This window comes from Nocardioides sp., assembly GCF_036405735.1.
Classification (GTDB): domain Bacteria; phylum Actinomycetota; class Actinomycetes; order Propionibacteriales; family Nocardioidaceae; genus Nocardioides.
In genome coordinates, this window is sequence record NZ_DASWXC010000010.1 from 1 (window position 1) to 21,712 (window position 21,712).

General features: G+C 70.6%; 18 protein-coding genes. 1 reads left to right on the top strand and 17 read right to left on the bottom strand.

The genetic code is table 11. The annotated features are described in order from the left end of the window. The 15 genes from VGE38_RS01210 to VGE38_RS01280 all read right to left on the bottom strand — a co-directional run. A partial coding sequence (locus VGE38_RS01210) for a shikimate dehydrogenase family protein (protein ID WP_414690882.1) occupies positions 1-444 on the bottom strand: 444 nt, incomplete at its 3' end. Between the two features lie 3 nt (positions 445-447). Continuing rightward, positions 448-1,731 (bottom strand): endolytic transglycosylase MltG, encoded by a 1,284-nt coding sequence (mltG, locus tag VGE38_RS01215; RefSeq protein ID WP_331140708.1) that lies wholly within the window; start codon positions 1,729-1,731, stop codon positions 448-450. Further along, positions 1,728-2,198: a Holliday junction resolvase RuvX gene (ruvX, locus tag VGE38_RS01220; RefSeq protein ID WP_331140709.1), complete on the bottom strand. Its 471-nt coding sequence runs from the start codon at positions 2,196-2,198 to the stop codon at positions 1,728-1,730. Before ruvX ends, mltG begins: the two co-directional genes overlap by 4 nt. A 4-nt stretch (positions 2,199-2,202) precedes the next feature. Further along, the gene (alaS, locus tag VGE38_RS01225) at positions 2,203-4,878 is read right to left on the bottom strand and encodes an alanine--tRNA ligase (RefSeq protein ID WP_331140710.1); all 2,676 of its coding nucleotides are present in this window, start codon (positions 4,876-4,878) and stop codon (positions 2,203-2,205) included. Then, complete coding sequence (locus tag VGE38_RS01230; RefSeq protein WP_331140711.1) at positions 4,878-5,183, bottom strand: DUF6167 family protein; 306 nt, start codon at positions 5,181-5,183, stop codon at positions 4,878-4,880. Before VGE38_RS01230 ends, alaS begins: the two co-directional genes overlap by 1 nt. Next, positions 5,180-5,713, bottom strand: coding sequence for a hypothetical protein (locus VGE38_RS01235; protein ID WP_331140712.1), 534 nt, complete (start codon positions 5,711-5,713; stop codon positions 5,180-5,182). Before VGE38_RS01235 ends, VGE38_RS01230 begins: the two co-directional genes overlap by 4 nt. A gap of 56 nt (positions 5,714-5,769) precedes the next feature. Next, entirely contained in the window at positions 5,770-7,110 is a 1,341-nt protein-coding gene (locus VGE38_RS01240; RefSeq protein ID WP_331140755.1) for a replication-associated recombination protein A, read from the bottom strand. A gap of 26 nt (positions 7,111-7,136) precedes the next feature. Further along, positions 7,137-8,327 carry a dipeptide ABC transporter ATP-binding protein gene (locus VGE38_RS01245; RefSeq protein ID WP_331140713.1) on the bottom strand — a complete coding sequence of 397 codons (1,191 nt, stop codon included), beginning with the start codon at positions 8,325-8,327 and terminating at the stop codon, positions 7,137-7,139. Beyond that, a complete protein-coding gene (locus tag VGE38_RS01250; RefSeq protein ID WP_331140714.1) occupies positions 8,324-9,382 on the bottom strand; it encodes an ABC transporter ATP-binding protein in 1,059 nt (352 codons plus the stop codon). Before VGE38_RS01250 ends, VGE38_RS01245 begins: the two co-directional genes overlap by 4 nt. A gap of 61 nt (positions 9,383-9,443) precedes the next feature. After that, positions 9,444-10,466 carry an ABC transporter permease gene (locus tag VGE38_RS01255; protein WP_331140715.1) on the bottom strand — a complete coding sequence of 341 codons (1,023 nt, stop codon included), beginning with the start codon at positions 10,464-10,466 and terminating at the stop codon, positions 9,444-9,446. A 191-nt stretch (positions 10,467-10,657) separates the two neighbouring features. Further along, a complete protein-coding gene (locus VGE38_RS01260) occupies positions 10,658-12,388 on the bottom strand; it encodes an ABC transporter substrate-binding protein (RefSeq protein ID WP_331140716.1) in 1,731 nt (576 codons plus the stop codon). Between the two features lie 99 nt (positions 12,389-12,487). Beyond that, positions 12,488-13,510, bottom strand: coding sequence for an ABC transporter permease (locus VGE38_RS01265; protein WP_331140717.1), 1,023 nt, complete (start codon positions 13,508-13,510; stop codon positions 12,488-12,490). Positions 13,511-13,682: 172 nt separating this feature from the next. Beyond that, positions 13,683-15,461, bottom strand: coding sequence for an aspartate--tRNA ligase (aspS, locus tag VGE38_RS01270; protein ID WP_331140718.1), 1,779 nt, complete (start codon positions 15,459-15,461; stop codon positions 13,683-13,685). Further along, positions 15,458-16,726, bottom strand: coding sequence for a histidine--tRNA ligase (hisS, locus tag VGE38_RS01275; protein ID WP_331140719.1), 1,269 nt, complete (start codon positions 16,724-16,726; stop codon positions 15,458-15,460). Before hisS ends, aspS begins: the two co-directional genes overlap by 4 nt. Then, entirely contained in the window at positions 16,723-17,403 is a 681-nt protein-coding gene (locus VGE38_RS01280) for an MBL fold metallo-hydrolase (protein ID WP_331140720.1), read from the bottom strand. The genes hisS and VGE38_RS01280 overlap by 4 nt, the downstream gene beginning before the upstream one ends. 55 nt (positions 17,404-17,458) lie before the next feature. On the opposite strand from VGE38_RS01280, the gene VGE38_RS01285 reads away from it, so the two are divergent. Beyond that, positions 17,459-18,706: a DUF349 domain-containing protein gene (locus VGE38_RS01285; protein WP_331140721.1), complete on the top strand. Its 1,248-nt coding sequence runs from the start codon at positions 17,459-17,461 to the stop codon at positions 18,704-18,706. Between the two features lie 106 nt (positions 18,707-18,812). Here VGE38_RS01285 and VGE38_RS01290 read toward each other — a convergent pair whose 3' ends face one another. Both VGE38_RS01290 and VGE38_RS01295 read right to left on the bottom strand, forming a co-directional pair. Next, entirely contained in the window at positions 18,813-21,062 is a 2,250-nt protein-coding gene (locus VGE38_RS01290; protein ID WP_331140722.1) for a RelA/SpoT family protein, read from the bottom strand. 94 nt (positions 21,063-21,156) lie between these two features. Further along, positions 21,157-21,711 carry an adenine phosphoribosyltransferase gene (locus VGE38_RS01295; RefSeq protein ID WP_331140723.1) on the bottom strand — a complete coding sequence of 185 codons (555 nt, stop codon included), beginning with the start codon at positions 21,709-21,711 and terminating at the stop codon, positions 21,157-21,159. Position 21,712 lies beyond the last annotated feature (1 nt).

Sequence of the window (21,712 nt, forward strand, 5' to 3'; positions counted from 1 at the left end):
CGCGCCCAGCTCCGCCAGCGCCAGGCCGACGCTGGCCGCCGTCGCGCCACCACCGAGGATCGTCGCGGTGCGCACCGGGCCGTCGTACCGCTCGCGCACCGCGGCCGCGGCCCCCGGCAGGTCGGTGTTGTCGCCCGCCCATCCGCTCGCCGACGGCACGAGCGTGTTCGCGCCGCCGGCCAGCTCGGCCCGCTCGGTCACCGTGGCGGCGAACGCGAGCGCCTCCCGCTTCAGCGGCGCGGTCACCGACACGCCGCGCCACGACTCGTCGAGCGAGCCGACGTAGGCCGCGAGCCCGCCGGCGGGCACCCGGACGGCGTCGTAGGACCAGCCGTCCAGGCCGAGCGCGGCGTACCCCGCGCGGTGCAGCGTCGGGGAGAGCGAGTGCGCGACGGGGTCGCCCACGACGGCACAGCGGTACTGGCCGGGTATCGAGTCAGGCATCGCTCAGCAGGCGCCGGCCGACTCGTTCGCGCAGTAGTCGCGCAGCTCGTTCTTGAACTGCAGGAACTCGTCGTAGTCCTCGGTGAACTTCGTCTCCCCCGTCTTGAGGTTGACCGTCACGTAGAAGAGCCAGTCCCCGTCCTCCGGGTTGAGGGCGGCCTGGATGGCCGCGTCGCCCGGCGCCTCGATGGGCGTCGGAGGGAGACCGGGGTTCTTGTAGGTGTTGTACGGCGTGTCCCTGGCGAGGTCGTCGCTGGTCGGTACGACGAGCAGCGACTGGTCGAGCCCATAGTTGACCGACGCGTCGATCTGCAGCAGACCGTTCGTCACCCCGTTGTCGGGGTTCTCCAGGCGGTTGTAGATCACTCGCGCGATCTTCGGCATGTCGTCGCCGCGGCCCTCGGCCTCGATGAGCGAGGCGATCGTCATGACCTCCGCCGGCGTGTAGCCCAGCTCCTCCGCCTTCGCCTCGAGGTCGTTCTCCTCGGCGGACTGCTGCCAGCGGGCGACCATCTTCTTGAGCATGTCGATCGGCTGGTCCGTGGGCGCGAAGGCGTAGGTGGCCGGGAAGAGGTAGCCCTCCGGGTTGCCCTCGGCGTAGTCCGGCAGGCCGAGCTGGTCGGTCTGCTCGAGCGCCGCCTGGAAGTCCGCCTTCTTGAACGGCGTCCCCTTGGCCAGCAGCTCGACGATGTCGACCACGCGCAGGCCCTCGGGGACCGCGACCGTGGTGGTCACGATGTTCGCCGGGTCGACGAGCACCGCGAGGGCGTCGGCCGCCTTCATCTCCTTCTGGAGCGTGTAGAAGCCGACCTGGATGCCGGCGGAGTCGGGGTTGGCGGTCGCGGCCGCGATGAAGGCGTCGACCGAGGCGATGACGCCGGCGTCCTTGAGGTTGCGGCCGATCTGCGCAGCCGTGTCGCCCTGGCGCACCTCGAAGGTGACCTCGCCGCCGGCCTGCTGTCCGGAGAAGTCGGAGGGCCCGCCGCCGAGCTTGTCCCCGAGGTCGAGGTCCATCAGCCGCGAGATCCCGAACCAGCCGCCACCGACGATCACCGCCAGCGCCACCAGGACCGCCAGGCAGCCGGGCAGCCCGCGGCCGGCCTTCTCGGCCCGGCGGCTGCCGCCGCGGCGTGGCTCGGACGCGCCGTCCTCGTCGACGTACTCCTCGGGCTCGTCGAGGAAGTCGTCCTCCATGGGCAGCACCGAGCCCTCGATCGGCTCCTCGGCCGGCACCGCGGGTCGTTCGGCGGTGTCGCCCCAGCTCTGCTCCGGGTGGTCCTGACTCATGCCGTTACCTCGACCATCTCTCCAGGCGCTTCCCCCGAGGCGCGTTCGCTGTCGAGGGCGTGCTGCAGGATCAGTACGGCGGCCGCCTGGTCCACCACGGCGCGCCGGCCCTGCCCCTTTCGCCCCCGGTCGCGGAGCATAGCCTCCGCGGAAACCGTGGTGAGTCGCTCGTCGACCAGCCGCACCGGCACCGGCGCCACCCGACGAGCGAGGACCGCAGCGAAGTCACGAACCTTCGCGGTGGCCGGGTTCTCTCCGCCCTTCAACGATCGGGGCAGGCCGACGACCACCTCGAGGAGCGTGCTCTCCTCGGCGATCTCGGCCAGGATCGCCGAGATCCTGGCCACGTCCCCCCGACCCCGCTTCACCGTCTCGACCGGTGTGGCGAGGAAGCCGCTCGGGTCGCTGCGGGCGACGCCGATCCGGGCGTCGCCCGGGTCGATCCCGACCCTCACCCCGGCCCGCATCGGGTCAGCCTCGCGCGACCAGGCCGGGCACCAGCCCGAGCGCCTCGTCGATGCGACCGACCTCGGTGCCGCCGCCCTGGGCCATGTCGTCCTTGCCGCCGCCCTTGCCGCCGAGGACCGGCCCGAGCTCGCGCAGGACGGCGTTGGCCGACAGCCCGCGGGCACGACCGGCGTCGTTGGTGGCCGCCACGATCGAGACCTTGCCGTCGGCATCTCCGATCACGACGACCAGCGCCGGGCGGTCGGCCTGGATCCGGCCGCGCACGTCGGTCGCCAGCGTGCGGACGTCGCCGGCGGCCGCACCGGTGACGTGGTGGGCGACCACGGCCACGCCGTCCACGTCGGTGGCAGCGGCCGCGATCTCCCCGGCTCGGGCGAGCAGCTGCCCGACGCGGACCTTCTCGATCTCCTTCTCCGCGCTGCGCAGCCGCTCGACCAGGTCGCCCACGCGGCCGACGAGGTCGTCGGGCTGCGCCTTGAGCAGGTCGGTGAGCTGGCTGACGACATCGCGCTCGCGGGCGAGGTAGCGGAAGCCCTCCACGCCGGTGAGCGCCTCGATGCGGCGGTTGCCCGAGCCGACCGAGGCCTCGCCGGTGACCACGACGGTGCCGATCTGGCTGGAGTGGTCGACGTGGGTGCCGCCGCACAGTTCGCGGCTCCAGGGGCCGCCGATCTCGACGACGCGCACCTTGGTGTCGTCGTACGTCTCGCCGAACAGCGCGATCGCGCCCCACTCCTTGGCCTGCTGCAGCGTCATGTAGTCCCACGACACCGGCAGGTCGGCCCGCAGCGCGTTGTTGGAGACCTCCTCGATCTCCTTGACCTGACCGGGCGTGAGGCCCTGGGTCCAGCCGAAGTCGAGGCGCAGGTAGCCGGGCCGGTTGTAGGAGCCGGACTGCAACGCGGTGGGGCCGAGCACCTCACGCAGGGCCGCGTGCACGACGTGCGTGCCCGAGTGCGCCTGCCGGGCGCCGATGCGCCACTCCTTGTCGACCTGGGCGTGGACCGCCGTGCCGGGGACGAACTCGCCGTCGACGACCCGCACCTGGTGCACCACCAGGCCCTTGACCGGGCGCTGCACGTCGAGGACCTCGAGGCGGCCCCCGTCGAACTCGATGATGCCGGCGTCGGCGGCCTGGCCACCGGACTCGGCGTAGAACGGGGTCCGGTCGAGTACCAGCTCGCCCACGTCGCCGTCGCGCAGCGCCGGCACCGGCGTGCCGCCCGCGAGGAGCGCCAGCGGCCGGGACTCGGTCTCCAGGGTGGAGTAGGCGAGCCACTCCGTGGGCCCGGTGGCGTCGAGGATGCCGCGGTAGACCGACAGGTCCGCGTGCTGCCCCTTCTTGGCCCGGGCGTCGGCCTTGGCCCGCTCACGCTGCTCGGCCATCAGGCCGCGGAACCCCTGCTCGTCCACCTGGAGTCCGGCCTCGGTCGCCATCTCCAGCGTCAGGTCGATCGGGAAGCCGTAGGTGTCGTGGAGCTGGAACGCCTTGTCTCCGGAGAGCACCGTGCCGCCCGCGTTCCTCACCTCGCCGGCGGCGAGGTCGAAGATCTGGGTGCCCGCCTCCAGCGTCTTGCGGAAGGTCTCCTCCTCGGCGGTGGCGACCCGGAGGATGCGGTCCCACTCGGAGTGCAGCTCGGTGTAGGTCTCCCCCATCTTGTCGCGGGAGACCGGCATCAGCTCCGGCAGCGCGGGGTCGGAGTAGCCCAGCAGCCGCACGTTGCGGATCGCGCGGCGCAACAGCCGGCGCAGCACGTAGCCCCGCGCCTCGTTGCCGGGCGTGACGCCGTCGCTGATGAGCATCATCGAGGAGCGGACATGGTCGGCGACGACGCGGAAGCGGACGTCGTCGTCCGGATTCGCGCCGTACTTCTTGCCGGTGAGCTCCATGGCCTTCTCGATGACCGGGAACATCACGTCGGTCTCGTACATGTTGCTCTTGCCCTGCAGCAGGTAGGCGACCCGCTCCAGGCCCATGCCGGTGTCGATGCTCTTCTGCGGCAGCGAGCCGGCGATGTCGACGTCGTACTTCGAGCGCGCCGCGGAGATGTCGTCCTGCATGAAGACGAGGTTCCAGAACTCCAGGTAGCGGTCGCCGGCGTCCCAGTCGCGGTCGGCGCCGTACGCCGGCCCGCGGTCGATGAGGATCTCCGAGCACGGGCCGCCCGGCCCCGGGACGCCCATGGACCAGTAGTTCTCCCGGGGCGGCAGCCGGACGATGCGGTCGTCGGGCAGCCCCGTGACCTTCTTCCAGATCGCGACCGCCTCGTCGTCCCCGTCCAGGACGCTCGGGTAGAGCACGCTCTCGTCGAGGCCGAAGCCACCGTCGGCCTGCGACTTCGTGACGAGCTCCCAGGCCAGCCGGATCGCGCCGTCCTTGAAGTAGTCCCCGAAGGAGAAGTTGCCGCACATCTCGAAGAAGGTGCCGTGGCGGGTCGTCTTGCCGACGTCCTCGATGTCGGGAGTGCGGATGCACTTCTGCACGCTGGTCGCGCGCGGGTACGGCGGCGTCTCCTGCCCGAGGAAGTACGGCTTGAACGGCACCATGCCCGCGTTGACGAAGAGCAGGTTCGGGTCGTCCAGCAGCAGCGACGCCGACGGCACGGCCGCGTGGGGCCCGACCGTGGTGTCGTGCTCGAAGTGGGCGATGAACCGCCGGCGGATCTCCGCGGTCTCCATCAGTGGGTGCCTTCCTTACTTTCGTCGGTCGAGTAGTCCTCGTGAGGAACGAGCGAGGGCGTATCGAGACCACTGCTCAGCTGCGGCGTCCGGTCGTACGCCGGCCCGAACCGCTCCCGCAGCTCGAGCTCCTTGTCGGTCTTGGCCTGGGCGACCTCCTCGCGGAACATCCGCGCCCCGACGCCGAGGGCCTGCCAACGGTCGTGGAGTCCGTCGGGTGTCAGCGCCTCGGCGGCGCGCCTCCCGCGGATCATGGCGTAGACGCCCATCCCCGCCCCGGCGACGAACCAGACAGCGCGGCTCATCCCGCGGGCTCCGGATCCAGCCCGGCCCGCCGGCGCGCGCGGTACTCGCGCAGCGCGGCGCGGACCTCGACCTTGCGGGCCTTGCGCGAGCGCTTGACCTCCCGCTTCATCTCGAAGCGGATCCGGTGGCGCACCTCGGGCCGCAGCGCGTGCCGCACGCCGTGGGCCAGGGCCGCCGCCTGCACCACGGTCTCGCGGACCACGGCGTCGGCGAAGGCGGGCGGCGTGAGGGTGACCCGTGCGGGGACGGGTGCCTCGGCCGGGTCGGGCTCGCCGAGCTGGGTGATGACGAACGACGCGGCGTCCGGCGCCGTCATCGACGACGACGACGGCATCTGCGCTGGCGCTGGCGCCGTGAGCCGCCGTTCCAGCTCGTCGAGGCGCACCTGCAGCGCGGCCATGGTCTCCTGGGCATCGGCCAGCCGGTGGGCCTGCGCCCGGCGCAGCCGGACCACGACGACGGCGAGGACGACGAGAGCGAGCGCGGCGAGCAGCAGCGCCGCCAGCATCGTGATCTCCCGTCCGGTCATGGCCCCCGACCCTATCGCGCTCGTGGCCGCGTGCCGCGAGTGCATGAGCGCCGTACCTACCGCTGCCCGCGGATGATGCGGCGGATCCGCTCCCACCGCTCCTTCACGCCGGCCTCCGCGCCGTGGGACGTGGGCTGGTAGTAGCCCGCGTCGCCCACGACGTCCGGCGCGTACTGCTGTTCGGCGATGCCGAACGGCTCGTCGTGGGCGTACTTGTAGGTCTCGCCGTGGCCGAGCTTCTTCGCCCCGCCGTAGTGGGCGTCGCGCAGGTGCGGTGGGACGGTCCCGATCTTTCCGGCCTTGACGTCCGCGATCGCGGCGAAGATCGCGGTGGTGACCGCGTTGGACTTCGGCGCGACCGCCAGCGCGATGGTCGCATGCGCCAGGGTCAGCTGCGCCTCCGGCATCCCGATCAGCTGGACCGTCTGCGCAGCGGCGACCGCGGTCGTCAGCGCCGTCGGGTCGGCCAGCCCGATGTCCTCGCTGGCCAGGATCATCAGCCGCCGCGCGATGAACCGGGGGTCCTCCCCTGCCTCGATCATCCGCGCCAGGTAGTGCAGCGCCGCATCCGCGTCGGAGCCACGCACGGACTTGATGAAGGCGCTGACGACGTCGTAGTGCTGGTCGCCCTGCCGGTCGTAGCGAACCGCGGCCTGGTCGACCGCCGTCTCGGCCATCGCCAGGTCGATGGTGCTGCTCCCCGTCGAGGTCGCCGCCCCGGCCGCCGCCTCCAGGTAGGTGAGGGAACGGCGGGCGTCGCCTCCGGCGAGGCGCACCAGGTGCTCCAGTGCCTCGTCGGTCAGCGTGTAGGCACCGGCCAGGCCGCGTTCGTCGGTCAGTGCACGCTGCAGCACCTCGCGCACGTCGTCGTCGGTCAGCGACTCGAGGCGGAGCAGCAGGCTGCGGCTCAGCAGCGGGGAGATGACGGAGAAGAAGGGGTTCTCCGTGGTGGCCGCCACCAAGGTGACCCACCGGTTCTCCACCCCGGGCAGCAGCGCGTCCTGCTGTGCCTTGCTGAAGCGGTGCACCTCGTCGACGAAGAGGACCGTCTCCTGGCCGGTGGCGACCAGCGCGGCCCGGGCCTGGTCGATCGCCGCGCGCACCTCCTTGACCCCGGCGGAGACGGCCGAGACCTCCATGAACCGGCGGTCGCCGCGACCGCCCTGCTGGCTCACGATCCCGGCGATGGTGGTCTTGCCGGTGCCGGGCGGACCCCACAGCAGCAGCGAGAGTGACTGGTCGCCCTCGATGAGCTGGCGCAGTGGCGAGCCGGGCGCGCGCAGCTGCTGCTGGCCGACGAGCTCGTCGAGCGTGCGCGGCCGCATCCGGACCGCCAGCGGCGCCGCGGCGTGGTCGGCCGCGCTGAGCGACCCACCGGCAGCGGGCGGTGCGCCCATCGGGAAGAGACCGTCGTCGGGCACCCTCAGCCCTTGACGACCGTCTTGCGCTCGAGGTCGAACCAGGAGTCGGCGTACCCCGGCCCGGTCGGCAGCTCGGCGGCCGGGCCGGCGGCGAGGTCCGGGGTCCCGGTCTCGTCGACGCCCAGCAGGCGCGGCGTGACCGGCTTCTCCGGCGCGTGGCCGAGCTCGCCCGGGAAGTGGCACGCCACCTTGTGCGTCGGCCCGACCTGCAGCAGTGGCGGCTCGACCCGGGCGCAGATCTCCTGCGCGAGCGGGCAGCGGGTCCGGAACCGGCAGCCCGAGGGCGGGTTGATCGGCGACGGCACGTCGCCCTGCAGCCGGATCCGGTCGCGGCGCCCGCCGACGGCGGCCTGCTTCACGTCCGGCACGGCGGACAGCAGCGCCTGCGTGTACGGGTGGTGCGGTCGGCTGTACAGCGTCTCACGGTCCGCGATCTCCACGATCTTGCCGAGGTACATCACCGCGACCTCGGGACAGAAGTGACGGACCACGGCCAGGTCGTGGGCGATGAAGAGGAACGCGATCCCGAACTCGCGCTGCAGGTCCTGCAGCAGGTTGACGACCTGCGCCTGGATCGACACGTCGAGCGCGGAGACGGGCTCGTCTGCCACCAGCAGCTTCGGCTGCAGCGTCAGGGCGCGGGCGATGCCGATGCGCTGGCGCTGGCCGCCGGAGAACTCGTGCGGATAGCGGTTGTAGTGCTCGGGGTTGAGACCCACGATCTCGAGCAGCTCCTGCACCCGGGCGAGCACCTTGTTGCGCGGCACGATCTTGTGGATCAGCAACGGCGCCCCCACGATCGCGCCGACCGTCTGGCGCGGGTTCAGCGAGGTGTACGGGTCCTGGAAGATCATCTGGATGTCGCGTCGCAGCGGGTGCAGCTCACGCTCGGAGGTCTGGGCGATGTCCCGGCCCTCGAAGCGGATGCTGCCGCCGGTCGGCTTGTAGAGCCGGGTGATCAGCCGACCCGTGGTCGACTTGCCACAGCCGGACTCGCCGACCAAACCGAGCGAGCCGCCGGCGTTGAGCTGGAAGGACACGCCGTCGACGGCCTGGACCTGGCCGACGGTACGGCGGATGATCCCGGAGCTCTTCACCGGGAAGTACATCTTGAGGTCCTCGACCTCGAGGATCGGGGCGCGCGTGTCCGGGGCGCTCGACGCCGCGTGACCGGTCAGCTCGTCGGTGGTCACTTGTCCTCCAGGATCTCGTCGACCAGGTCCGGCGCGATCTCGGGCAGGATCTCTGCCTCGTAGACCTCGTCGGGGTTGGTCAGGTGGCAGCGCTTGAGGTGGCCGAAGCCGCGCGTGCCGGGGGTCAGGTCGGGCTGCTGGGTGCGGCACAGGTCGCCGGGCACCTTGTCCTTGTGGGCGCAGCGCGGGTGGAACGCGCAACCCGTCGGCGGGTTGAGCAGGCTGGGCGGGTTGCCGGGGATCGGGATCAGCTTGGCGTCGGTGTCGCCGGTGACCTCGGGGATGCTGGAGAGCAGTCCCCAGGTGTAGGGCATCTCCGGGTGGGTGAGGATCTCCTTGCAGGCGCCGTACTCGACCGCCTTGCCGGCGTACATGACCAGGACGTCGTCGGCCATCTCGGCCACGACGCCGAGGTCGTGGGTGATGATCATGATCGCGGACTCGAACTCGCGCTGCAGGTCTTGCAGCAGGTCGAGGATCTGCGCCTGGACGGTGACGTCCAGGGCCGTCGTGGGCTCGTCGGCGATGAGCAGGCTGGGGTTGTTGACCAGCCCCATCGCGATCATGGCCCGCTGACGCATGCCGCCGGAGAACTGGTGCGGATAGTCGTCGACGCGTCGGTCGGGCTGCGGGATGCCGACCCGGTCGAGCATCTCGATCGCCCGCGTCCGCGCGGCCTTCTTGCTCACGTCGTTGTGGACCCGGTAGGCCTCCATGATCTGGTTGCCGACCGTGTAGTACGGGTGCATCGCGGAGAGCGGGTCCTGGAAGATCATGGAGACCTCCAGGCCGCGCTTGCGGCGCATCTCGTCGTCGCTGATCTTGAGCAGGTCGACGCCGTCGAGCAGGATCTCGCCGCTCACCTGGGCGTTGGTCTTGCGGTGCAGGCCCAGGATCGTCGAGGTGGAGACCGACTTGCCGGAGCCGGACTCGCCGACGATGCCGAGCGTCTTGCCCTTCTCGAGATCGAACGACAGACCGTCGGTGGCCTTGACGAGGCCGTCCGGCGTGGGGAAGTGGACCTTGAGGTCGCGGACGGAGAGGAAGCTGGTCACGGGAGACTCTCTTCTAGCTGGGCTTGTGGCCGGGCTTCTGGCCGGGGGTGGCAGCCGGCCCTCAGCCGACCCGCACGCGAGGGTCGATGAAGGCGTAGAGGACGTCGACGATGATGTTCGCGACGATCACGAACGAGCCCAGCAAGATGACCAGGCCCACGAGCGTGGGCAGGTCGAAGGTCTGGCTGGCGGTGACGGCGAGCTTGCCGAGACCGTTGTAGTTGAACACGCTCTCGGTGATGATCGCGCCGCCGAGCACCGACGCGATGTCGATGCCGGCCATCGTGACCAGGGGTGTGAGGGCGGCGCGCAGGCCGTGCTTGAACAGCACGGTCCGGCCCGGTAGCCCCTTGGCCCGGGCGGTGCGGACGTAGTCCTCGCTCATCGACTCGAGCACGAAGGCCCGCGTCATCCGGACATAGCCGGCCATGTAGAGCAGGGCCAACGTCAGCGCTGGCAGGAAGAGGTTCTTGGCCCACTCGAAGACGCCGCCGTCGGCGATGGCGACGTACTGCGGGAACGGGTAGATGTCCCACTTGATGGAGACCCAGCGCAGCAGGAACGTCCCGATGAAGAACGAGGGGAAGGCGTAGAAGATCAGCGCGGCCCCGACGATGCCGCGGTCGAGGATCGTGCCTCTGAAGACGGCCGCGGTCACTCCGAAGAGGACGCCGCCGGTGAGCCAGAGCAGGATCGCCATCAGCGCCACCGACGCCGAGATCGGCAGGGCGCCCTTGATCAGCTCGTTGATGGTCTTGCTGTTGTAGACCGAGTAGCCCAGGCACGGAGCCGCGCAGTGGGTCACGATCTCGGGCGCCGCCTCGCGCAGCTGCTCGTCGGCCGGGAAGTCGCGGCCGACCACGACGCCCTGGACGAAGTCGCTCCACTGCACGATCGTCGGCTTGTCGTAGCCGAGGGACTTCTTCGCGGCCTCGAGCGCCACCGGGTTGCCGGCGCAGGACTTGCCACACGCGAACCGTGCCGGGTCGATCGGCGAGGCGAAGAAGAGCACGAACGTCACCAGGCTCATCGCCAGGAGCAGCACGACGCCGATCACGACGCGGCGGATGACGTAGGCCAGCATGCGGGACCACCTTCGGTGGGGGTTCGATGACAAGGCTAGTCCGGGATGGCCGGGTTCGCCCTGGTCCGGGCAGTTCGGGCGGGTGGCGCCGCGGGGAGCGTTCCCTGGGCGGGCCCCACCCGAGAGCCGGGTGGGCGCGGTAGCGCCCACCCGGCCGGGTCGATCAGTGCTGGTCGACGACCAGCGTCAGATCAGTTCTTGACGCCGATGACGCCGAGGTCCGGGAACTCCGAGGAGGCCGGGGTGGTGTTGAAGTTGGCGACCTTCGAGCCGTGCAGGAAGTTGAAGACCGCGATCTCGAGCGGGATGTACGCGACGTCCTCGCCCAGGATCCTGTCGGCCTCCTGCAGCGCGGCGGTCTGCTCGTCGAGGGTCGCGGCGTTCGCGGCCTTGTCGATCGCAGCCTCGAACTCCGGCGTCGTGTAGGCGCCGTAGTTCTGGCCGTTGCTGCCCTTGGTCAGGTTGACCTTGCTGAACAGCGCCGGGGTGACGGTGATGGCCGACGGCCAGTCGGCGCCCCAGCCGGCCCAGTAGACGTCGGAGTCGTTGCCCGGCTTCTGGACGACGTCGTAGTAGGTGTCGCCCAGCGGGTCGAGGACGGTCTTGAAGCCGGCCTCGTCCCAGGTCTGCTTGAGGGCGGCAGCCTGCTTGTCAGCGGTGTCGGACTGCGGGTAGGTGAACTTGATCTCGACGTTCGACACGCCGGCCTCGGCGAGCAGCTGCTTCGCCTTCTCGACGTCACCGGAGTTCGGGCCGGCGAAGGCCGGGTTCGGCTCGTAGCCGACCACCGACGGGTTCACGATGGACTCGGCCGGGACGTAGGCCTTCTCGCCACCGCCGGCGGCGATCCAGGCGTCGATGTTGGTCGCGGCGGCGAGTGCCTCACGGACCTTGGGGTTCTTCATGTCGGGCGAGTTGAAGTTCGGCACCAGGTAGTCGACGTACGGCGACTCGATCGTGGTGAGACGCTCCTCGACCGGGCCGGTGATCTGCGAGAAGTACGCCGGGGGCACCCGCTGACCGGTGACGCCGGTCTGGGCCTCGCCACTGTCGGCGATGAGCTGGTCGTAGATGACCTCGGTGGTCTGGCCGATCTTGAAGGCGATCTTGTCCGGCAGCGCCTTGCGGATGTCGGTGCTGTCGGTGGCCGCGTCGTAGTTCTCGTTGCGGACCAGCGTGCCGCCGGAGTCCTTGTTCCAGGTGCCCTCGAGCTTGTAGGGACCGTTGGAGAAGATCTTGAAGTTGGACTTGTCGCCCTCGTCCTCGGACTGCTTGTACGGGTCCATCATGTGCAGACCCGCGACAGCGAGCGGGAAGTCCGGCCACGGCTTGTTGAAGCGGTAGGTGATCGTCTTGCCGTCGCAGGTGATCGCCTTGTCGAAGTGCTCCTGGCCCTCGCCGGTGTAGGGGCCCTTGTAGGCGGGCTCGCCGTCGACCTGCGGGATGTCGAGGTAGCTCACGATGTAGTTGGGGCCACCGGTGATGACGTCCTGGGCGAAGACACGGGAGGCGCCGTACTTGAAGTCCTCACACGTGATCTCCGAGCCGTCCTCCCACTTGATGCCGTCCTTCAGCGTGAAGGACCACACCTTGCCGCCCTCGGTGGCGGTACCGGTGTCGGTGGCGAGGTCCGGCACCGGGGTGCTGGCCTCGGTCGCGTCATCCGACGCGGGGAACGTGACCAGCGAGCGGTAGACCGTGCGACCGAAGTTGCTGATGTCGCGGCCGACGTAGATCCGCTGCGGGTCGACGTGCTCGATCGGAGCGTAGATGAAGTAGTTCAGGGTGCCGCCCTTGGCGGCGGAGGCGTTGCCGCCCTCCTCCGAACTGTTGTCGTCGCTCCCGCCGCCGCACGCGGCGAGCGCAACCGTCAGGGCAGCAGCAGCACTCGCTGCCACAGCCCGCTTCCGGTAGTTGGCCATTGCTTCTCCTTGGATGGGTGACGCGCCGGGGTCCGGCGGCACTTTCGACGGCGCCGTGCCGTCGAAGCTGGGGGTTATCCGGTTGTCGACCCGCGCCCGCTAGCGCGAGCTCTTGGGGTCGAGGGCGTCGCGGATGCCGTCGCCGAGCAGGTTGAACGAGACGACGATGATGCAGATCAGGAACGCGGGGGCGAAGAAGTAGATGAACGCCTCGGACGCGTGGGCGTACTGCAGCGCGTCCCGCAGCACGTTGCCGAGCGTCGGGGTCGGCGGCTTGATGCTGACGCCGAGGTAGGACAGCGCGGCCTCGGCCGAGATCGCCGCGGGCATGAACAGCGTGAAGCTGACCAGCACCGGGGCCCAGAGATTGGGGAGGATCTCCTTGAAGTAGATCCGGCCCTTCGAGGCGCCCAGGAGCACCGCTGCGTCGACGAACTCCCGCTCGCGGATGGTCAGGACCTGGCCCCGGATGATGCGGGCGATCGAGGGCCAGCCGAAGATGCCCAGCACGAGCACGACGTACGCGCCCTGCGCGAGGTTGCCGGCGGGGATGTGGACGTACTCGACCAGGAACGCGACGGCGGTGTACGACAGCGCGAGCAGCATCAGCGTCTGCGGGAAGGCCAGCGTCAGGTCGATGACGCGGCCGATGATCATGTCGAGCCAGCCGCGGCTGAAGCCGGCGATGATGCCGAGCACCACGCCCAGCACGAGGGCCACCAGGGTGGCCAGCATGGCGATGACCAGTGAGAACGTGATGCCGTACCACATCCGGGACAGCGCGTCCCGGCCAGCGCCGGGCTCGACGCCGAGTGGGTGGTCCCAGCTCATGCCGCCCCACTTGCCGGCAGGCAGCGTGTTCTCGTCGAGCAGGTTGCCCTCACCGCTGTTGTGCAGCGTGAAGGGGTCGAGCACACCGAACTTCACCAGGAAGGGCGCCGCGAGGGCGGCCAGGAGGTAGAGCGCGACGATGACGAACGCGATCATCGACAGCTTGTCCTTGCGGAAGCGCTCGACCGCGAGCCGGGTAGGCGACTTGCCAGCGACCTTCGCAGTCTCGTCCGGGTGACCTGTCGGGTCCGGCAGGTGCTCGGTCTCCAGGTTGCTCACCGTGGTGGTCATGTCACCTCTGTCCATTCATGTCGCCAGCCGGCTGCAGACGCCTGCCCGAGCGCCGACTCGCGGGCGCAGGATGGGTCGGGCGCCGTGCGTGACTCTATGTGAAGAGTGCGTACCGAGAGGTCACCTGTGCGTAACGATCTGGTCAAGACCACGCCGCGAGGCGTACGGCGGATCAGGCGTCGGCGGCCAGATCCTTCGGCGCAACGGCGTCCACACCGGCCTCCTTGCGCTGCTGGGCCGTGATCGGCGCAGGCGCCTCCGTGAGCGGGTCGAAGCCGCCGCCCGACTTCGGGAAGGCGATGACCTCGCGGATGGAGTCGGCCCCCGCGAGCATCGCGACGATGCGGTCCATGCCCACCGCGATGCCGCCGTGCGGCGGGGCGCCGTACTTGAAGGCGTCGAGGAGGAAGCCGAACTTCTCCTGCGCCTCCTCGTCGCCGATGCCCATCACGTTGAAGACCCGCTTCTGCACGTCCTCGCGGTGGATACGGATCGACCCGCCGCCGAGCTCGCTGCCGTTGCAGACGATGTCGTAGGCGTAGGCCAGCGCGCTGCCAGGGTCGGTGTCGAAGGTGTCGGCGAACTCCGGCTTGGGGCCGGTGAAGGCGTGGTGGACCGCGGTCCAGGCACCGGCACCCACCGCGACGTCGCCGCTGGCCACCGCGTCGGCGGCCGGCTCGAACATCGGGGCGTCGACCACCCAGGTGAACGCGAAGGCGCTCTCGTCGATCAGGCCGCAGCGTCGGCCGATCTCGAGGCGCGCGGCACCGAGCAGGGCGCGGCTGGACTTGGTGGCGCCGGCCGCGAAGAAGATGCAGTCGCCGGGCTGGGCGCCCGCGTGCTCAGCCAGGCCGGCCTGCTCGGTCTCGGAGAGGTTCTTGGCGACCGGGCCGCCGAGCGTGCCGTCCTCCTGGACGAGGACGTAGGCCAGTCCCTTGGCGCCGCGCTGCTTGGCCCAGTCCTGCCAGGCGTCGAGCTGCTTGCGCGGCTGGCTGGCGCCGCCCGGCATGACGACCGCGCCGACGTAGTCCGCCTGGAAGACGCGGAACGTGGTGTCCTTGAAGTAGTCGGTGAACTCGACCAGCTCGTAGCCCATGCGCAGGTCCGGCTTGTCCGAGCCGTAGCGGCGCATGGCGTCGGCGTAGGTCATCCGCGGGATCGGGCGCGGGATCTGCTGGCCGATCGTCGCCCACATCTCGGCGAGGACGTCCTCCATCAGCGCGATGACGTCCTCCTGGTCCACGAAGCTCATCTCGATGTCGAGCTGGGTGAACTCCGGCTGCCGGTCGGCGCGGAAGTCCTCGTCGCGGTAGCAGCGCGCGATCTGGTAGTAGCGCTCCAGGCCGCCGACCATGAGCAGCTGCTTGAACAGCTGCGGGCTCTGGGGCAGGGCGTACCAGCTGCCGGGGTGCAGGCGGGCCGGCACCAGGAAGTCGCGGGCGCCCTCGGGGGTGCTGCGGGTCAACGTGGGCGTCTCGACCTCGACGAAGCCGTGCCGGTCGAGCACGTCGCGTGCGGCCTTGTTGACCCGACTGCGCAGCCGGATGGCGCTGGCCGGGCCCGAGCGACGCAGGTCGAGGTAGCGGTGCTTGAGCCGCACCTCCTCCCCCACCTCCACGTGCTCGTCGATCGGGAACGGCAGTGGAGCGGCGGTGTTGAGCACCTCGATGTCGCCGGCCGTCACCTCGACCTCGCCCGTGGCGAGGTTCGGGTTGACGTTGCCCTCGGAGCGGGCGACGACCTCGCCGGTGACCTTGAGGCAGAACTCGTTGCGCAGCGCGTGCGCCGACGCCTCGTCGCGGATCACGACCTGGACCACGCCGCTGGCGTCGCGCAGGTCGATGAAGGTCACGCCGCCGTGATCGCGCCGCCGGGCCACCCAGCCGGCGAGGGTGACGGTCTGGCCGACGTGCGCGGCGCGCAGGGCGCCGGCCTCATGCGTGCGGATCACTGGATCTCCTCGATCTTCCTCAGGTAGGCGGCCAGCTCGGCCAACGGGACCGGGACCTGGTCGCCGGTGCTCATGGTCTTGACCTGCGCCACGCCCGCCTCGACGTCGCGCTCGCCGATGACGACGACGACCGGGGCCCCGGACCGGTCGGCGGCCTTCATGGCGCCCTTCAGGCCGCGCTCGCCGAAGACCTGGTCGGTGCGCAGGCCGGCGGCGCGGAGCTCGGCCACCACGAGGGCGGCCCGCTGGCGCGCGGCACCCAGCGGCACGACGTACGCGTCGAGCGGGGAGGCCGGCCCGGGCGTGAGTCCCTCGGCCCGGCAGGCGAGGAAGGTGCGGTCCAGGCCGAGGCCGAAGCCGATGCCGGAGAGCTCCTGGCCGCCGAGCTCGGCCATCAGGCCGTCGTAGCGGCCGCCCCCGCCAATCCCCGACTGCGCTCCCAGCCCGTCGTGGACGAACTCGAAGGTGGTCCGCGTGTAGTAGTCCAGGCCGCGCACCATCCGCGGGTTCACGACGTACGCCGTCCGCTGGGCGTCCAGCAGCGCGCGGACCGCGCCGAAGTGGTCGGCGCAGGCCTCGCACAGGTGGTCGAGCATCAGCGGCGCGTCGGCGAGCTGCTGCCGGACCTCGGGCCGCTTGTCGTCGAGGACGCGGAGCGGGTTGATCCGCGCGCGCTCCCGGGTGGGCTCGTCCAGGTCGAGGCCGTCGAGGAAGGCCACGAGCTTCTCGCGGTACGCCGGCCGGCACTCGCGACAGCCGAGGCTGGTGAGTTCGAGCCGATAGCCCGTCAGGCCGAGCGCGCGGTAGCCGCGGTCGGCGATCGTGATGACCTCGGCGTCCAGCACCGGGTCCTCGGAGCCGATCGCCTCGATGCCGAACTGCTGCAGCTGGCGATAGCGACCGTGCTGGGGGCGCTCGGCCCGGAAGAACGGGCCGGCGTACCAGACCTTCACCGGGAGCTGGCCGCGATCGAGCCGGTGCTCGATGACGCTGCGCATCACCCCCGCGGTGCCCTCGGGGCGCAGCGTGAGGGAGCGGTCGCCGCGGTCGGTGAAGGTGTACATCTCCTTGGAGACCACGTCGGTGGACTCGCCGACGCCGCGCACGTAGAGCGCGGTGTCCTCGAAGATCGGCAGCTCGACGTACCCGTAGCCGGCCAGCACGGCCTCGCGCGACAGGGCGTCCTTGATCGCCAGCCATGCCGCCGAGTCGGGCGGGAGGTACTCGGGGACGCCCTTGGGCGCCTGGATGGTGGTGTCGCTCATGCGCTGATCAGGTCCTGGAGGAAGGGGTTGGTCGCGCGCTCGCGACCGATGGACGTCTGCTCCCCGTGGCCGGGCAGCACCACGATGTCGTCGGCCAGCGGCAGCACCTTGGTGGCCAGGCTGCGCAGCATCGCGGCGTGGTCGCCGCCGGGCAGGTCGGTGCGGCCGATGGAGCCGGCGAAGAGGAGGTCACCGGAGAACATCAGCTCACTGACGTCCTCGCCGGCGTACGGCGTGCGGAAGGTGACCGACCCCTCGGTGTGGCCCGGGGTGTGGTCGACGACGAACCGCAGCCCGGCGAGCTCGAGCGCCTGGCCGTCGGAGATCTCCTTGACGTCGTCCGGCTCGGCCCAGCGGTAGTCGCCGCCCAGGAGCATCTGGGTCGTCTCCGGCGACATGCCGGCCATGGGGTCGGCGAGCAGGTGCCGGTCGTCGGGGTGGATCCAGGCGGTCGCGTCGTAGGTCCCGGCGACCGGGGCCACGCACCACATGTGGTCGACGTGGCCGTGGGTGACGAGCACCGCCACGGGCTTGAGCCGGTGCTCGCGGACGATCGCGTCGACCCCGGCCGCGGCGTCCTTGCCCGGGTCGATCACGACGCACTCACTGCCGGGGCCGGTGGCCGCGACATAGCAGTTCGTGCCCCAGGGACCGGCGGGGAAGCCTGCGATCAACACCGGCAAAGCCTATCGAGCCAGCACGGTCGCCGTCGCACCGGGCGGTCTGACTACGATGGGCGCCGTGACGAGTGAGCAGTGGGGCCGGGTCGACTCCGAAGGCAACGTCTACGTCAAGTCCGGCGACGACGAGCGCTGGGTCGGCCAGTACCCCGACGGCACCCCCGAAGAGGCCCTCAAGCTCTTCACCGACCGCTACGACCAGCTCGCCTTCGAGGTCGAGCAGCTCGAGCGGCGGGTCCACGCCGGCAAGGCCTCCCCCGACGAGGCGGCCGAGGCGGTCAAGACCGTGAAGGCCAAGGTCGCCGACGCGCACGCCGTGGGCGACCTGGCCAGCCTGGCGGGACGCCTCGACGCGCTCACCCCGATCATCGCCACGCAGCGCGACGCCCGGCGCGCCGAGCGCGCCGCGCGGGCCGAGGAGGCGCGCGCGGCCAAGGAGAAGATCGTCGCCGAGGCCGAGCGCCTCGCGCAGAGCGAGGACTGGCGCAACGGGGCCAACCGGCTGCGCGACCTCCTCGACCAGTGGAAGGCCCTGCCCCGGATCGACCGGTCCGGCGACGAGGCGCTGTGGAAGCGCTTCTCGACCGCGCGGACGGCGTACACCCGGCGCCGCAAGGCGCACTTCGCCCAGCTCAACGAGCAGCGCGAGTCGGCCCGCTCCGTCAAGGAGAAGCTCGTCGTCGAGGCGGAGGCGCTCGCCGAGTCCACCGACTGGGGTGCCACCGCCGGGCGCTACCGCGACCTGATGCAGCGCTGGAAGGCTGCCGGGCCGGCCCCCAAGGATGTCGACGACGCGCTGTGGCGGCGGTTCCGCACCGCCCAGGACACGTTCTTCGGCGCCCGCGACGCCGCCAACGCCCAGCTCGACGCCGAGTTCGCCGCCAACGCGGAGGTCAAGGAGTCGCTCCTGGCCGAGGCGGAGGCACTGCTCCCCCAGGTCGACACCGCTGGCGACCTCACCGCGGTCAAGGCAGCCTTCCGCGACATCGCCGAGCGCTGGGACGCGGCCGGCAAGGTGCCGCGCGACCGGATCCGCGACCTCGAGGGCCGGATCCGGAAGGTCGAGCAGGCGATCAAGTCCGCCGAGGACGAGCAGTGGCGCAAGTCCGACCCCGAGAAGTCCGCCCGTGCCGACGACATGATCACCAAGCTCGAGGCCGCGATCGCCCAGGTCGAGGCCGACCTCGCGAAGGCCCGGGCCGCCGGCGACGCGAAGAAGGTCGCGTCGCTCGAGGAGAACCTCGAGTCGCGCCAGCAGTTCCTCGACATGGCCCGCCGCGCCGCTTCGGACTTCTCGTAGCTCTCAGCCCGCGAGCCTGCGAGCGGGATGAGAACGCGGAGAGGGTCGAGCAAGCCCCGCGACCGAGCTTGCGAGGTCGCGACGGGCGTGTCGAGACACCACCGTCCTACTGGGTGACTCGATAAGCGTCGAAGACCCCCGGGACGCCGCGGACCGACTTCAGCACGGTGTCGAGGTGCTTGGCGTCGGCCATCTCGAAGGTGAACCTGCTCTTGGCGACCCGGTCGCGGGTCGTGGAGAGGTTCGCGCTGAGGATGTTCACGTGGGCGTCGGAGAGCGCCATCGTGATGTCGGAGAGCAGCCGGGACCGGTCGAGCGCCTCCACCTGGATGTTGACCAGGAAGGTGGCCGAGCCGCTCGAGCCCCACTCGACCTCGACCAGCCGCTCGGTCTGCGCGAGCAGCGCGGCGGCGTTGGTGCAGTCCTTGCGGTGCACCGAGACGCCACCGCCCTTGGTGACGAACCCGAGGATCGCGTCGCCCGGCACCGGGGTGCAGCACTTGGCGAGCTTGACCCACACGTCGGCGACGCCCTTGACGACCACGGCTGACTCGCCGTTGACGTCGGCCATGGCGCGGTTGCGCCGGGCCGTGATGGTGACGGCCTCGGCGAGGTCCTCCTGCGCGGCGTCGTCACCGCCGTGCTCCTCGATGACGCGGCGCACGACCGCCTGGGCGGAGAGGTTGCCTTCGCCGACGGCGGCGTAGAGCGCCGACACGTCGGCGATGTTGAAGTGCCGGGCGGCGAGCGTCAGCGACTCGTGCGACATCAGCCGCTTGAGGGGCAGGCCCTCCTTGCGCATCAGCTTGGCGATCTGCTCCTGGCCCTTCTCGATCGCCTCCTCGCGCCGCTCCTTGGTGAACCAGGCCCGGATCTTGGAGCGGGCGCGGTTGCTCTTCACGAAGCCGAGCCAGTCCTGCGAGGGGCCCGCCGTGGGCGACTTGGAGGTGAAGACCTCGACGACGTCGCTGTTCTCCAGCGTCGACTCCAGCGGCACCAGCCGCCCGTTCACCTTCGCACCGATGGTGTGGTGTCCGACCTCGGTGTGGACGGCGTAGGCGAAGTCGACCGGCGTCGCGCCCGCGGGAAGCGGGATGACGTCGCCCTTCGGGGTGAAGACGTAGACCTCGGTGCGGTTCATCTCCAACCGCAGCGACTCCAGGAACTCCCCCGGGTCCTCGACCTCGGACTGCCAGTCGATGAGCTGCTTGACCCAGCTCATGTCGGCCGCCGCGTCCTTGGGGTCACCGGCCCGCTTGTCGGTGTCGACGCCGTTGCGGCCGTCCTCCTTGTACTTCCAGTGCGCCGCGACGCCGTACTCGGCGCGGCGGTGCATCGCGAAGGTGCGGATCTGCATCTCCACGGGCTTGCCCTGCGGGCCGATGACGGTGGTGTGCAGCGACTGGTACATGTTGAACTTCGGCATCGCGACGTAGTCCTTGAACCGGCCCAGGACCGGGTTCCAGCGCGAGTGCAGCACGCCCAGTGCGGAGTAGCAGTCGCGGTCCTCGGCGACCAGGATCCGGATGCCGACCAGGTCGTAGATGTCGGCGAAGTCCTTTCCGCCGACGATCATCTTCTGGTAGATCGAGTAGTAGTGCTTCGGCCGCCCGGTGACCGTCGCCTTGATCTTGGCCTCGCGCAGGTCGTTCTCGACCTGGCTGATGACCTGCGCCAGGAACTGGTCCCGGGAGGGGGCGCGCTCGGCGACCAGGCGCACGATCTCGTCGTAGATCTTGGGGTGCAGCGTCGCGAACGCGAGGTCCTCGAGCTCCCACTTGATCGTGTTCATGCCGAGCCGGTGGGCCAGCGGAGCGTAGATGTCGAGCGTCTCGCGCGCCGACCGCTCCTGGCTCTTCAGCGGCACGTAGCGCAGCGTGCGCATGTTGTGCAGCCGGTCGGCGAGCTTGATGACCAGGACGCGGATGTCCTTGGCCATCGCCACGATCATCTTGCGGATCGTCTCCGACTGCGCCGAGTCGCCGTACTGCACCTTGTCGAGCTTGGTGACGCCGTCGACGAGGTGGGCCACCTCCTCGCCGAAGTCCCGCGTCAGCTGCTCCAGCGTGTACGGCGTGTCCTCGACGGTGTCGTGCAGCAGCGACGCGACGAGGGTCGGCTCGGTCATGCCGAGCTCGGCGAGGATCACCGTGACGGCCAGCGGATGGGTGATGTACGGGTCGCCGCTCTTGCGCTTCTGACCCTCGTGGAACCGCTCGGCGGTGCGATAGGCCCGCTCCAGCAGGGCGAGGTCGGCCTTGGGGTGGTTGGCGCGCACCGCGCGGAACAGGGGCTCGAGCACGGGGTTCGTCGTGGGGCCGCCGCGCGGGCCGATGCGGGCAAGCCGCGCGCGCATGCTGCGCCCCGAGGGCGCGGCGTCAGCGGGACGGGCCTCAGGGACACGGCCCCGAGGAGCTGCGACTGCGCGGTCCTCGCTCACGGGGCTCAGTCTAGGCCCCGTCGACCACCAGCAACGCTGTGAGGGGCAGATCGCCGGCGGCCTCCCGGCCGGGCAGGAACGCCAGCTCCATCAACACCGCGGCCGCGACGACCGTGCCACCGCACGCGGCGACCAGCTGCCGCGTGGCGGCCAGCGTGCCACCGGTCGCGAGCACGTCGTCGACCACCAGGACCCGCTCACCGGGCGCGATCGCGTCCTGGTGGATCTCGAGGGTCGCCTCGCCATACTCCAGCGCGTAGCCCACGGCGTGGGTCTCCCGCGGCAGCTTCCCGGCCTTGCGAACCGGGACGAAGCCGGCACCGAGCGCGAGCGCGACGGGCGCGGCGAGGATGAAGCCGCGCGCTTCCATGCCGACCACCTTGTCGACCACGGGCCGGCCCGCGTCGTCGCGACCGGCATCCGCGAGCGCCTGCACGACGGCGGTGAAGCCGTCATGGTCGGCCAGCAGCGGCGTGATGTCCTTGAACACCACGCCGGGCTGCGGGTAGCCGGGCACGTCCCGGATCATCGCCCCCAGCCGCGTGGCCAGCTCCGGGTCGCTCACG

Coding starts and splice junctions, on each gene's coding strand:
- hisS (WP_331140719.1), bottom strand. CDS start 16,726: ATGAGCGACACCACCATCCAGGCGCCCAAGGGCGTCCCCGAGTACCTC.
- ruvX (WP_331140709.1), bottom strand. CDS start 2,198: ATGCGGGCCGGGGTGAGGGTCGGGATCGACCCGGGCGACGCCCGGATC.
- VGE38_RS01255 (WP_331140715.1), bottom strand. CDS start 10,466: ATGCTGGCCTACGTCATCCGCCGCGTCGTGATCGGCGTCGTGCTGCTC.
- VGE38_RS01260 (WP_331140716.1), bottom strand. CDS start 12,388: ATGGCCAACTACCGGAAGCGGGCTGTGGCAGCGAGTGCTGCTGCTGCC.
- VGE38_RS01290 (WP_331140722.1), bottom strand. CDS start 21,062: ATGCGCGCGCGGCTTGCCCGCATCGGCCCGCGCGGCGGCCCCACGACG.
- alaS (WP_331140710.1), bottom strand. CDS start 4,878: ATGGAGACCGCGGAGATCCGCCGGCGGTTCATCGCCCACTTCGAGCAC.
- VGE38_RS01265 (WP_331140717.1), bottom strand. CDS start 13,510: ATGACCACCACGGTGAGCAACCTGGAGACCGAGCACCTGCCGGACCCG.
- VGE38_RS01240 (WP_331140755.1), bottom strand. CDS start 7,110: ATGGGCGCACCGCCCGCTGCCGGTGGGTCGCTCAGCGCGGCCGACCAC.
- VGE38_RS01235 (WP_331140712.1), bottom strand. CDS start 5,713: ATGACCGGACGGGAGATCACGATGCTGGCGGCGCTGCTGCTCGCCGCG.
- mltG (WP_331140708.1), bottom strand. CDS start 1,731: ATGAGTCAGGACCACCCGGAGCAGAGCTGGGGCGACACCGCCGAACGA.
- VGE38_RS01230 (WP_331140711.1), bottom strand. CDS start 5,183: ATGAGCCGCGCTGTCTGGTTCGTCGCCGGGGCGGGGATGGGCGTCTAC.
- VGE38_RS01285 (WP_331140721.1), top strand. CDS start 17,459: ATGGGCGCCGTGACGAGTGAGCAGTGGGGCCGGGTCGACTCCGAAGGC.